This window comes from Butyricimonas paravirosa (assembly GCF_032878955.1).
Lineage (GTDB): Bacteria > Bacteroidota > Bacteroidia > Bacteroidales > Marinifilaceae > Butyricimonas > Butyricimonas paravirosa.
This window is the reverse complement of record NZ_CP043839.1, coordinates 2,208,210-2,221,603: the sequence shown is the minus strand read 5'-3', so window position 1 is coordinate 2,221,603 and position 13,394 is coordinate 2,208,210. Positions and strand designations below refer to the sequence as shown.

Annotated in this window: 11 protein-coding genes; all 11 read left to right on the top strand. The window is 36.8% G+C overall.

From position 1 onward, the window contains the following. Positions 1-425: 425 nt before the first annotated feature. The 11 genes from F1644_RS09300 to F1644_RS09250 all read left to right on the top strand — a co-directional run bounded on the left by F1644_RS09300 (position 426) and on the right by F1644_RS09250 (position 13,345). The gene (locus F1644_RS09300) at positions 426-947 is read left to right on the top strand and encodes a UpxY family transcription antiterminator (RefSeq protein ID WP_027201723.1); all 522 of its coding nucleotides are present in this window, start codon (positions 426-428) and stop codon (positions 945-947) included. 9 nt (positions 948-956) lie between these two features. Further along, complete coding sequence (locus F1644_RS09295) at positions 957-1,712, top strand: hypothetical protein (protein ID WP_118305114.1); 756 nt, start codon at positions 957-959, stop codon at positions 1,710-1,712. Between the two features lie 137 nt (positions 1,713-1,849). Next, positions 1,850-3,772, top strand: coding sequence for a polysaccharide biosynthesis protein (locus F1644_RS09290; protein WP_118305115.1), 1,923 nt, complete (start codon positions 1,850-1,852; stop codon positions 3,770-3,772). A 20-nt stretch (positions 3,773-3,792) separates the two neighbouring features. Further along, positions 3,793-5,007 carry an NAD(P)-dependent oxidoreductase gene (locus F1644_RS09285; protein WP_087422543.1) on the top strand — a complete coding sequence of 405 codons (1,215 nt, stop codon included), beginning with the start codon at positions 3,793-3,795 and terminating at the stop codon, positions 5,005-5,007. Between the two features lie 36 nt (positions 5,008-5,043). Then, positions 5,044-6,156, top strand: coding sequence for a sugar-transfer associated ATP-grasp domain-containing protein (locus F1644_RS09280; RefSeq protein WP_158572075.1), 1,113 nt, complete (start codon positions 5,044-5,046; stop codon positions 6,154-6,156). 25 nt (positions 6,157-6,181) lie between these two features. Beyond that, entirely contained in the window at positions 6,182-7,327 is a 1,146-nt protein-coding gene (locus F1644_RS09275) for a CapA family protein (protein WP_087422545.1), read from the top strand. 9 nt (positions 7,328-7,336) lie between these two features. After that, positions 7,337-8,419, top strand: coding sequence for a sugar-transfer associated ATP-grasp domain-containing protein (locus F1644_RS09270; RefSeq protein ID WP_118305116.1), 1,083 nt, complete (start codon positions 7,337-7,339; stop codon positions 8,417-8,419). 5 nt (positions 8,420-8,424) lie between these two features. Continuing rightward, the gene (locus F1644_RS09265; protein ID WP_087422547.1) at positions 8,425-9,426 is read left to right on the top strand and encodes a sugar-transfer associated ATP-grasp domain-containing protein; all 1,002 of its coding nucleotides are present in this window, start codon (positions 8,425-8,427) and stop codon (positions 9,424-9,426) included. A 3-nt stretch (positions 9,427-9,429) separates the two neighbouring features. Beyond that, entirely contained in the window at positions 9,430-10,890 is a 1,461-nt protein-coding gene (locus F1644_RS09260) for a lipopolysaccharide biosynthesis protein (protein ID WP_118305117.1), read from the top strand. A 52-nt stretch (positions 10,891-10,942) separates the two neighbouring features. Beyond that, positions 10,943-12,058 carry a sugar-transfer associated ATP-grasp domain-containing protein gene (locus F1644_RS09255; RefSeq protein ID WP_087422549.1) on the top strand — a complete coding sequence of 372 codons (1,116 nt, stop codon included), beginning with the start codon at positions 10,943-10,945 and terminating at the stop codon, positions 12,056-12,058. A 204-nt stretch (positions 12,059-12,262) separates the two neighbouring features. Further along, complete coding sequence (locus F1644_RS09250) at positions 12,263-13,345, top strand: hypothetical protein (RefSeq protein WP_140402625.1); 1,083 nt, start codon at positions 12,263-12,265, stop codon at positions 13,343-13,345. The last annotated feature ends 49 nt before the right edge of the window (positions 13,346-13,394 follow it).

The window sequence follows — 13,394 nt, the reverse complement described above, 5'->3', positions numbered from 1 at the left end:
TTGTTTTTTGTAAAGAATTTTTGGGTAGGGAAAGGGGGTAATTTGTTGTTTATTAGTATGCTGTAAAGATCGAAAAACGATCGTTTAATGCGCTGCAAATATACATCAATTTTAAATATCACCATCTATTTGTCAATTTTTTTTGGATTCTTGTAATTAGATATTTACACTTTTAGGTTATCAATTTAACAGATCTGCTTTGTTAATATCATTAAACGATCGTTTTTTAATTCAAATGAATCGTTCGTGCAGACAGCTTTCATGCATTGTTGCTGTGTAAAGTGAAGTGCGTGGAACACATGGCCGTAAATCAGGACCCGTGACAGGGTTAGTGCGCGAAGCGCGTCCGGGCGGTTCGTGTGTCCGGGGATTACAGAGACAAAGGAAATCATCGTTCGCTAGAAAATAGGGAAAGAATAAAAATAATGGTTGCGTGTAACAAGTTAAACTGGTATGCTGCTTATACCCGTGTAAATCAGGAATTATTGATCAAAAGAAAGCTGGATGAACTGGGGATCGAGAATTTTTTGCCCCAGGAAGAACAGGTGCGAGAAACACCCGTTGGACGTAAAAAGATCCGGGTACTTTTGATTCATGGGTTAATATTTATCCGGACGGATAAGGCAACAAGTTTTTCCTTGATAAATGATCATTCGTTGAATATTGTTTATTTGAAAGATATTGAGGGACGCCATTCGCTGATCGTTCCGGATAAACAAATGCAGGATTTCATGTTTTTGTTGGATTTCTCAACTGGTAGCGTGGAGGTTTTGAACAAAGGAATCAAACGGGGTGATCGGGTAAGAGTTATTAAAGGTCCCTTGCAAGGATTGGAAGGTGAGTTGGTACGTTTGAAAAATCATAAACGTGTAATTATTCGTTTGGATGGGGTAGCCTCTATTGCTACTTCTTATATTCCAAGTTCGTTTCTTGAAAGAATAGAGTGATACAAAAAAATGGAAAAAGGTTTATTTCACGAATTGTATAAACGGTCGTGTGAGTTAGAAATGGGGCGTTGTCCCTCCCCGGCGTTGTCAGGATTCTTGCATGGTTACTTGTCCGTGTACTCGATGGTTCGCGTCTATCCTTGGTTGGAAGAGAGTTTCGGGGAGACGTATGAAATTCATGAACGAGTGCGTGAGATCGCCCGGTTTATAGAGCCTCTGGCTGGAAACAAAAACCTCCCTGCAGATGTTCGGGCCGGTTACGTGGTGGATTTGATGGATGCTTACCAGTTATATTCAGACTTGAATTTCTTAAACACGGCGTTGGATGCGGCTTATGACATACTTACCCCGTGGGGAAGTGACAAAATTGTTTTACCGTGTCGTACTCCGAATATTTGCCGATTGTTATGTAATTGTTACTATTTCACGGGTGAAATGGAGAACGGGGTTTTGGCTGGTAGCCTGATTTCCGAGGCGCTTGGCTCTATTCGTGATTTGGACCGTCAGGGATTGATGGCATGGTGGGATACATTTTGTTTTTATGAAGATGTTGTTGGGGCAATGGAGTTGCCGGAACCGGAACGGGTACGATTGGCCGAAGAGCGAGTTCGGTTGGCCGTCAGTGTAAAGCAGGAGGAGGAGGAAATGATAGAACGTTTTGCCTTGTCTACTCGTGACGATTTGGAGTTGTTCGGCCGGGTGTTTTGTATCTTGGCTAGGCGGGAGTTTGCCATCCATGACAAATTGTATGGTAAGAAGGAATAATTTAGACGTGATTCACAATATAAATCTCAGATTCCGGGAGATGCAACCCCCGGTTATAGCGTCTCCCTCAACGGTACTTCTAAGCCGGATCAGCTATTAATACCGGAGGGGACGCTCCTTTTTGACGTTTGGTATAAATGAGATACTCCATTCATTCCATTTGTGATCGTTTGTGCGAGAGAAAAAAGTACGTTAATTCTTGGACGGTTCTTTTCGTGGACATTTTGTTGTCCGTGGGAAGTTCATTCGTGGCTCTTCTTTTTGTAGACAATTTTATTGTCGACTTGTCAAAGAATGCTTACTTGTTCGTCATTGTGGGATCGTTCTTGATCAGTTTTCTCGTGTTTATGGCGTTGGGAGTGAACAAAAATATAATTCGCCATGCCACTATAAAAAGTATCGGGAAGATGGGCGTTGCGATCTTTTTTAAGGAGATGCTTTTATTAGGATTAGTTTCTCTTGTTGTTTCCCGGATGTTCAATAACCATACTTTCGCGTGTTTTCTTGTTGATTTTCTGGTAACAACGGTGGTTCTTATCGGGTTCCGGGTGATGCTTGTGCTTGTTTATGATTTGGTAATATCTCTGTATCGTTCGAGTAAAACGAGGGTGCTGGTGTATGGGACGGATGATAAAAGTGTGGCGTTGAAAAAAAGGATGCACACGAGTAAGCATTATCACGTGGTGGGATTCGTGAATCCGGATAAGCGACTTAAGTCTTACTCCATTTCGGAACTGCCGGTTTATTATTTTGAAGACGAGGCTAATTTTGCTTGTTTCGTGAAGAAATACAATATAAATGGCCTGCTATTTCCTTCTCCGGAAACAGCTCAACGGGAGGCTGAAGGGTTGGTTCGTTACTGTCAAGCTTATGGAGTGAAAAACTTGGTGGCTCCACCCATAAACGTTTTGGGTGACGGGTTGAAGAAAACTGTTATCCGAGAAATCCGGATCGAGGATTTGCTTGGTAGGGAGGAAATCGAGATAAACACAAAGGAGATTGAGGCGAATTTTGCCGGAAAGGTCGTGATGGTAACGGGGGCAGCCGGAAGTATCGGTAGCGAGTTGTGTCGTCAACTGGCAACTTTTGGTGTAGCTCATTTGGTATTGTTTGATAATGCCGAGACCCCGATGCATGAACTCCGTCTTGAATTGGAACGGAATTTTTCAAGCCTAAAATTTACCCCTTTTATCGGTGATGTCCGGCAGAAAGAGCGTTTGAAAGGAGCTTTTGAGAAATTTCATCCGCAGGTAGTGTTTCATGCTGCGGCCTATAAACACGTTCCGTTGATGGAAGAGAATCCTTGCGAAGCCGTTCGGGTGAACGTGGTTGGTTCGAGACTCGTGGCAGACTTTTGTGTGGAGTACGGGGTGGACATGATGGTGATGATTTCGACGGACAAGGCGGTAAACCCGACTAACGTGATGGGGGCATCGAAACGTTTGGCAGAGATATATGTGCAGAGTTTGGGGCTGGCGATGGAACGAGGAGAGATCAGGGGAAAGACCCGGTTCGTGACCACCCGATTCGGGAATGTGTTGGGAAGTAACGGTAGTGTGATACCGTATTTTCGAAAACAAATAGAACAAGGTGGGCCGGTTACGGTAACCGATCCGAGGATCACTCGTTTTTTCATGACGATTCCGGAGGCATGTCGTTTGGTGATGGATGCGGCAACGATGAGTACAGGTAATCAGATTTTTGTTTTTGATATGGGTGATCCCGTGAAGATTGTGGATTTAGCAGAAAGAATGATTCGATTAGCCGGGTATACGCCAAATGAAGATATTAAGATCAAATTCATCGGGCTGAGGCCGGGAGAGAAACTGTACGAGGAAGTACTAAGTAACGAGGAAAATACGATACCCACGGGACATGATAAGATTCGGGTGGCTAAAGTTCGGGAGTACAAGCGTAAAGAGGTGTTAGAGACTTATGATAAGTTGGCAGAATTGGCGTTGGCGGTGAAAGTGGAAGATTCCGTGCGATTGATGAAACAGGTGGTGCCGGAGTTTAAGTCGAGGAATTCGGAGTTTGAGAAGTTAGATAAAAAAGAATAACAATTATTGCTTGAATAATTATGAGAATTGGTATTATTAAAGAAACAAAAGTTCCTGAAGACAATCGTGTGGCATTATCACCTCAAGAGATCGTTGATTTGCAGCAAAAGTTTCCTGATGTTGAATTTGTAGTACAAAAGAGTGATATTAGAGTGTATTCAGATGAAGAGTATGCTTTGAAAGGGATTAGGTTGGTTGATCATGTGGATGATTGTGATGTTCTTTTCGGGATAAAAGAAGCTGACATTGAATCTTTAATACCTAACAAGCATTATTTTTTCTTTGGTCATATAGCTAAAATGCAACCTTACAATAAGCCATTGTTGAAAAGAATGATGGAATTGAATATTACTTTTTCTGATTACGAATATTTGGTTGATGAAAAGGGATATAGATTGTGTGCTTTTGGTTGGTGGGCTGGTGTCGTTGGGGTATACAATACGTTGCGGGCTTACGGTTTGCGCATGAGGACGTTTGAATTACCCAAACCGGATAAACAATTCACCTTGATCAGGATGCAAAGTGAAGTGAAGGTTGTGGAGTTGCCTGCATTAAAAATTATTGTAACTGGTAATGGTCGGGTATCGCATGGGGCACAACACTTTTTGGATGAGGTTGGAATAAAGCAAGTTTCTCCACGAGAATTTTTAGAGCAGGAATTTGAGTTTCCCGTTTATACTGTGGCAAAGTTGCCTGATACGGTTTGTCGTATAGATGATGAATCTATTTTTGATCGAGAGGAATTTCATTCTCATCCGGAATTATATAAAAGTAATTTTTTACGTTTTGCTAAGGTTACCGATATATTTATTCCTTGCCATTATTGGGGACCTGAAGATCCGATTTATTTAGGGAAGGAGAATTTACGTAATCCGGAGGTAAAGATTAAAGTTATCGGAGATGTTACTTGTGATATCATGGGAAGTGTACAATCAACACTTCGTCCGTCGACACATAAAGACCCATTCTATGATTATAATCCTTGTACTGAAATGGAGGAAATTGCGTTTTCTTCTGAAAGTAATGTGACGGTAATGGCTGTTGATACATTGCCTAACGCATTGGCTTTAGACACGAGTGATTATTTTGGAAAAGCTCTCGTGAAGCATGTCATTAATGATATGTTACGTGGCAATACGGATGAGAGTGATGTGATAAATCGTGCCACGATTTTGAAGAATGGAAAGTTGACGGAACGATTTGCTTATTTGCGAGATTATGTATATTCTGAATGAGGTTTGTTGACTATTTAAATGATATTGCACTTTATTATGGGAAGAAAAGTGGGAAAAATAAAAGTATTTTTGTCTTTTTTGCGAGATGTTCATAAGGATTCTAGAAAGGGGTATTTCTTTTTATTGCGAGATTTTATACGATTAAAAAAAGAAAAAGGTATCAGTATAGAAGAGTATTCTAATTTCAAATTTGAAAGTCGAGGGAAAAAATTTCGAGATTCTTTTTTGTCGGGAGTCGAGCAGCGTCCTTGTTTGAATTTGTTAAATCCTAAAAAGTATTATATATTAGCTCGTAATAAATATCTATCTCATTTAATATTAGGGGCAAATAATATCAGGAAAGCGGAGTTGTATTGTTACTATCATCCGGAAGGAAGAGTAAAAAATGATCATATTGCTTGTGATTATGATTCCGTATTGGCAATATTGAAGTCTAAAAATATACATTCTTGTGTCATTAAGAGTACAGAAACATCTCATGGAGATGGAGTTATCGTTGTAAATGATATAGAGTATACAGATAAAGATTGTATCTTACATCTTTTTGATGGTCGTAAAGTTTGTTTGAAGGATAGATTGAAAGAATACGAGCCACTTATTTTTGAAAGTAAAATATATCAGACCAAACAGTTTGATTCATTTAACTCATCCTCTGTGAATACCATTCGCTTTATGACTACATTATATCCAACGGGAGATGTAAAGATTATTGCGATATGGATGAAGTTTGGTCGGGCGGGAGTTTGTGTTGATAATGCGGGTGCTGGTGGTAATGTTGATGCTGGGGTTGATATTAAAACTGGACGAATTTTTAATGTAACTCTTTTTGATGAGTGGAGAGAAACTCGGTCCATAACCCATCATCCTGATAGTGGTACTCTTTTGGAGGGGGTATTTATCGAAAATTGGAAGCAAATAACAGATGAAATTATTCAATTTCAGAAATCAATACCTTATTTGAAAGCCATTGGTTGGGATATCGCAATAACTCCGGAAGGACCTCTAGTTGTGGAGTTTAATGACTATTGGGATAGGACAGGGCAATTGTTTTTGGGGTATGGATGGAAAAAGGAAATTCAAGATTGTTATAAACAATGGAAGAAGTTGGAAGATGTAGGAAAGGTTTCTTATAAAATGGGGAGGTTATAAGTCGTAAATGTGAAATCAATTTTGTATGTCAGAAAATAAGGTAAGGCTTTTTATTTGTGGAGATTTTTGTTCTACTCCATCTCCATCTTTTATTTCCATAGCGTCAGATTTAAGATCGTTAATTGATTCTTGTAATTTGAAAATATGTAATTTTGAAGGACCGGTGAAGAGTGATGGGAGAAAATTGAATAAAATACCGCCTAATATACAGCAACACCCGGATGTACCAGATTTTATAGAAAACATGGGTTTCAATGTTATCTCCTTGGCAAATAATCACGCTTTTGATTATGGTGATGATGGATTTTTGGCGACCCAAAGAGCTTTTCGTAAGGCGAAAGTAATTGGTGCGGGAACATTTGATGAGGCTTATAAAGTGGAAATAACAGAGGTGAATGGTATTTCTATTGGAATTTTGGCCTTGACTTATGCGAGTTTTGGTGCTTGGGATTTAAGTACTGGTAAATTTGGTTGTGCGGAAATGGATCATTTACGGGTGAATCATTTGATTTTGGAAACCAAGAGTAAAGTAGATTATTTGTTTATTTATTTGCATGATGGGATTGAATATATAGATATTCCGCTTCCGGAACAAAGAGAGCGTTATCGAGATTTTGTAGATTATGGTGCTGATGGCGTGTTTGTACATCATCCGCATGTACCGCAAGGTTGGGAGGTGTATAAAGGTAGGCCGATTTTTTATAGTTTGGGGAATTTCTTTTTTAATTCTAAAAATACACCTGATTATAAGGCATCTAAACGATATTGGTATAATGGTCTAGCTGTGGTATTGGAGATTAGGGAGGAAAATAATTCACTAAAATTTGAAGTGTACAATATATTGAATGATAGAAACAGAAAAATTAGTATTGATACTTCAGAGAAGATGTTGATTCATACGACAGAGATTTGTGACCTTTTGAAGGAAAGTAAACTTTATGAACCGAAAGTTCGGCAAGAAACGGATAATTTGTGGAAAACAAAATATATGGGAGGGATGGTTTCATCTCTTGTTGCTGTCGGTTTGCGAACTAATTTTTTGGGGTGTTTGAAAAGTGTGGTTAAAGCTTTATTGAGTAATAATTCTAAGTTAGTTTATTCATATATACGGAATAAAAATCATCGGAGCAATGTAATTCGTTTGCTTAGGGAGATGCAAAAATATCGTTAAAATTGTATTATGGAGAAAAGTGTAAAACATCTTTTCAAGGCGACAATGAAAAAGTTGTCTCAAGAATGGGTAAAATATCAAAAGAGAAGGATATATAAACAAATGGTTTCTGGGGTGAAACTGAATAAATTATCAAAAGAAGAGAAAGAAGAGATCCGTTCTTATTATGAAAAACATTTGGGGAATGCTGTAAATCCACGTTGGCATCAGTATTATTATTCGATAAATGGATGTTTCACTCCGAAATACGTGCCGTTAGGTTTATATTATGCCGATATTTTGCCTTTGATGAATGATCGTTCCGTGACAAAAGCGTATGCGGATAAGAATTTCACTGAACGTTTGTTCCCTGACGTACTTCAGCCAAAAAGTATTGTGAAAAATATAAATGGTTTTTATTACGAGGGAATGAAAGTCATTTCAGAAGAGCGGGCGCTAGATATATGTTCTAATTTGTCTGATGCTATTATCAAACAGGCGGTAGAGAGTGCTCAAGGTAAAAGTGTTATTCGCTTCTCGTCTGTTCAGGGGAAGACGGATAGTGACAATTGTTCTGTAAAGGAGTTATTCAAAAAATATAAAAAGAATTTTATCGTGCAACAAGCCGTGATACAACATCCGGAATTGAGCCGATTGAATCCGACATCCTTGAATACTGTGCGCTTAACAACATTTAGAAGGGAAAATGAAGTGGTGGTACTAACTTCATTGCTTCGGATGGGACGTAAAGGTTCAAAAGTTGATAATGTTTCAGTAGGTGGCGTTTTTTGTGAGATAGAGAATTCCGGTAAATTGAAATCTCCGGCATACGGGATAAATCCCACGGGTGTATATGAAGAGAATGATTTTGGTTTGAAATATGATGGTGTTGTTGTTCCGCTATTTCAACAAATTGTAGATGAAGCTAAGAGTATGCACATGACATTGCCTTACACGAGAATAATCGGGTGGGATTTTACGGTGAATGACAAGAATGAGGTCGTGTTGATTGAATTGAACTTGCATTCTCCGGGAGTATACCAATTGATAGGCCCTGCATTGGGAAATTATACGGATGAAATATTGGAAATGGTGCGTCAATCTAAAAAATAAACGTGATGAAAGAGTGGAAAAGAAGATACTGTAAATTTTGTCGGTTGAGGGATTTGATGCTTGATGAGGTAAATTGGTGGTGGAAGGTGTATTATTTGGTGGATTATATGTTTGCCTATGGATGTTATAAATTAGGGGTTGAAGAGTATTGGAATTATCGTTTTGATCAATTGAGACGGTCTGGCAGAAAAGAATTCATCGTAGGAGGTAAGCGGGATAGAATTTATAATATATGTAACCAAAAAGAATATCGGCGTTTGGTCTTTGATAAAATAGAATTTAATACGTTATATGATCGATTTATAAAACGTCGTTGGATTAATTTAAGTACTTGTTCTTTTTATGAATTTAATGTTTTTTTTGATTTGTTAAAAGAAAAACAGATGATAATAAAACCAACTTTAGGAAGTGAAGGAAGTGGAGTTGAAATTGTTAAAATTGCAAAAGAAGATGATTTATTTGAATGGTTTACATCATTGCAGACAAAGCTACAAAAAACAAAAGAAAGGTGGGTTGGGGAAGAGTTGTTAGTTCAAAGTGACGAGATGAGATCTTTTTATCCTCACGCAATAAACACTTTGAGAATTTATACGTTATTGGGAACAGACCAAGTTACGAGGATTATGGGTGCAGCAGTACGTTGGGGGAACAATGGTTCACATACGGATAATATTCATAACGGGGGAATTGCTGCATGTGTAGATGTGGAAACAGGGATAGTAGTATCCCCCGGGATAGATACAAATTATAAGACTTATTTATGTCATCCGTATTCGAGTAAACAGATTATCGGATATAAGATTGAACATTGGGATAAAATACTTGCTGTTGTGACAGAGGCTTCGAGAGTGTTACCTCAGGTTAGGCATGTCGGTTGGGATGTAGTGATAGGGAAAAATAGCGAAATTATTATTTTAGAAGGGAATAGTCGGCCTGATCCAATTTTAGTACAATTGACTAATCGGAAAGGAATTTGGAATGATTATAAAAGAAACATTGGGAAATAAGTGATGTCTGATAGTTTACGGGAAAGAACGATTTCAGGGATGTTGTGGAGTTTTATGCAAAAGTTTGGAACAATGGCTATAGCTTTTGTTGCAAATATTGTTTTGGCAAGACTATTAACTCCGGACGATTATGGGTGTATTGGGATGTTGTTGATTTTTATTGCGGTTGCCAACACATTTATAGACGGAGGGTTTGGTTCGGCGTTGATCCAAAAGAAAGAACCTACACAAGAAGATTATTCTACAATATTCTATTGGAATTTATTTCTATCTATTGTGTTGTATGGAATTTTATTTTTTACAGCCCCCTTTATTGCAGACTTTTATGAGATTTCTTTGTTAACTCCCGTGTTGCGAGTTCAAGGAGGTGTGTTGATTTTAAATGCATTAAGTATAATTCAATGTAATCAATTGCGTAAACAATTGAGATTTAGATCAATAGCGTCTGTGAATTTAACCGCATCGCTTCTTTCTGTTGTAATAACAATTGTTCTTGCATGGATAGGCTGGGGAATATGGGCTTTGGTCGCACAACAATTGCTTTTTAGTTTGTTTAATGCCATCTTGTTTTGGAGTTTCAATAAATGGGTTCCGTCTTTTTTATTTTCAAAAAAATCTTTTAAGGAATTATTTGGATTTGGTGGATTTATATTATTATCAAGTTTGATAAATACGTTTTGTGATAATATACATGGAGTATTGATAGGAAAATTTTTTTCGCCGGCAATAATGGGGTTATATACGCAAGCAAGAAAATTAGAAGAGATTGCATCCACAAGTATTTCCAGTGTGGTTAATCAAGTTGCTTATCCTGTTCTTTCTGAGTTTCAAAACGATAATTTATCTATGATTAGAGTGTTACAAAGATTCATAACTTCATTGGCTTTTCTTGTGTTCCCGTTGATGATGTTATTAATTCTTATAGCAAAACCTCTTATCATCTTATTGTATTCAGACAAATGGGTTGCGAGTGTTCCTTATTTCCAGATTCTTTGTATTGCAGGAATGGCTATTTGTTTGCAAATGATAAATTATAATGCGGTTGCTGCAATTGGGAGAAGTGATATCCTTTTAAAATGGACTATTATAAAAAGAAGTTTAGGTTTGATTCTTAATATAGGAGGATTAATTTGTTTTGGTATGTATGGATTATTGTGGGGAGGGGTATTGACAGCGTATTCTCTTTATTTTATAAATTCATATCTCGTATCAAGATATGTGGGGTATAGGATTAAATCTCAGATAAAAGATTTATTTCCAATAATTATTACTGTTTTGTTAACTTTTGTTATTACCTATTTCTTGAGTAATCTTGTCGTCTTGAATATTTATTTCGAAGGCTTAAGCGTTACGATTATCTTCATGATTCTTTATTTAAGCTTGTCAAGTGTTTTTAATTTAAGTTCGTTTAATCAATTCCGGACGTTGGGAGTTGAGGTGATTAAAAAATTTAGAACAGCATAAAATGTGTTTGTTGATATTTTACATTGTGGAAGTTTAAATTGTAATATATTTTATGAGAGGATTATATCAAAGATTGAAAAGTTTTATTGTTTTAATAAAACATTATGATCGTTATATAATAGCTCCATCTTATTATATGGAGTATGAACATAAATCGAGTGTTCGAATATTTTTAGAGCAATTGTATTTTATTTTGCGATATAGAGATTTTGAACCATATTATTTTACCTATGGATTTGATAGGAAAAACATGTCAATTCGGGAAATATGTTTTTCATATATTGTTCCATATTACCTTTTCCAAAAAAAAGTAAATCGATTAAATACGATTAATCCTGTGTATGGAATATTTCATGGAAGGAGTATTACTGCGGATAAGTTCTATTTCAGTATATTTTTAAATAGTTTTGGTATCCCTACTCCGAAAGTGCTCTGCTTTGTAAAAGGGCGGAATATCATATATATGGACTCTAAATTCGTAAACATAGAGGGAGTGACAGATAGAGAGAAATTGAAAATATTTTTTTCCATGGATATGGATGCTTTTGCGAAACCCTCAGATGGACAGTTGGGGAATGGGGTATTCTCTTTGCAGGTGAAAAATAAACAGATTTATAAAAATGGTCATATCGTGACGCTGGATGAATTGTTGGAGGTGATTTTATCTGCAGATTATTTGATTCAAGAACGAGTTTATCAGCATCCTGCAATGTCAGCATTATGTTCATCTACACTAAATTCGATAAGATTACAAACAGTTATGACTAAAGAGGGAAAGGTTATTCCTTTTGGTGCTGGGCTTAGAATCGGAAGGGAAGGTAGTTCGGTGGATAACTGGGCGAAAGGAGGTACGTTTGTTGGAATAGACATGCAAAAAGGTAGGTTATTGGAAAATGGCTTTTTAAAGCCACAATATGGGACGATAACTAAAAGGCACTTGGATTCGGGTGTCGTATTTAAGGATTATGAGATACCTTTTTTCCGTGAAGCTGTTGACCTCGCACTAGAATTACATACAAAGATGTATAGATGTCATTCTGTCGGTTGGGATATAGCCATAACAGAAAAGGGACCGGTATTTATTGAGGGTAATGGATTGTGGGAGATTTCTTTGTTGCAAGCTGTTCATGGAGGTCTTAAGTCTTTTGAAAAATATTTTATTGTTTGATATACTGAATGGTAGGAGTGTTCTTTTTTATGTTTGTAGATGAATGATTTGTTACAAATAAATGTAAAGAAGATAGGAGCATTGTTCTTGTGTTTCTGTTTGTTGGTGATGATCGGTCCCCCTGTTTTGAGATTATTGCCAATGGAAATAATGTTGCATTATTTATCGTTGTTCTTGATGATACTTGTATTTACTCTGTCGTATATGCAAAGACAATTAGTGTTTACAAAACAGCGGTATATTCTTGCTTTTCTTTTCTTTTTGTTAGGGGTTTCTTTTGGGTTACCTGTAGGTGGACATTCTTGGACTGCTAAGATATTTCTACCTTTACTAACAAGCGTATTTATTGTTTTTTTTGATAATCAAGTGTATTATATTACATTTGATTATTTCCGGAAAATGATGATTTTTTTTGCAGCCAGTTCTGTTTTATTGTCTGTTTTATTACTTTTTCTTCCCGCTAATGCTCTACCTTATTTTGAAATGGAACCGGTTTCTGCTGCCCATTTGAACAAACACATTATTTACCGAGTATATGGTTTTATTCTTTCGTATGATACTATTATTTTTGATATAGGCGGTTTCCACTTTTTAAGAACGACGGGACCTATGACGGAGCCGGGGCATTTTGGAATTCTTTTAGGATTAACATTGTCCATGGAAAAATTATTATATGCTAAGCGAACTCCAATTTTAGTAATTTGTGGATGTATGACATTTTCAACTGCCTTTTTTGTGATCTTGGTAATTTTAGAAGTGTATAATATGTTTATCATTCGGAAATTTCATTGGAAATGGTATGTTTGTGCGGTTGTGATCTTACTTGCATTTTTGATTTTAGCCGATAGTGTTTTGCTAAATGCCGTGTGGGAATATTCAATCGGAAGGAATTTCGGTGTGGAAGAAGTAAATATATTGGATGGTAGAACGAATAATACGGCTCTATTTATTTATGATAAATTTTTGAAATCCTCTTTTCCTCTTTTATTATGGGGGCATGGAACGTTTGCTTTGGAAGTGAATGAAAATGTAGTTTTGTCCGATTATCGGGAGTTTTTATATGATAGTGGTTTTATCGGCTTGCTTTTGGTTTGTTTGACGTTTTATGTCATATTTATGAAAGTAAGAGTGAGGTATTTGTGCCTTTTTTTACCAATTATTATTATTATTTTTTTGCATAGAGCCTGGATGTTTTGGTATTGTTATTTGTATATACTTCTCATTGTTGGTTTTGGGGCCTATACTTATAAAGCGAATTGTGGTAAAAATTCTATCTTGAAGAATTAGCAAATTGAATAAGGAGGCTACTGAAGAATAGAATCAATTGTTAGATATT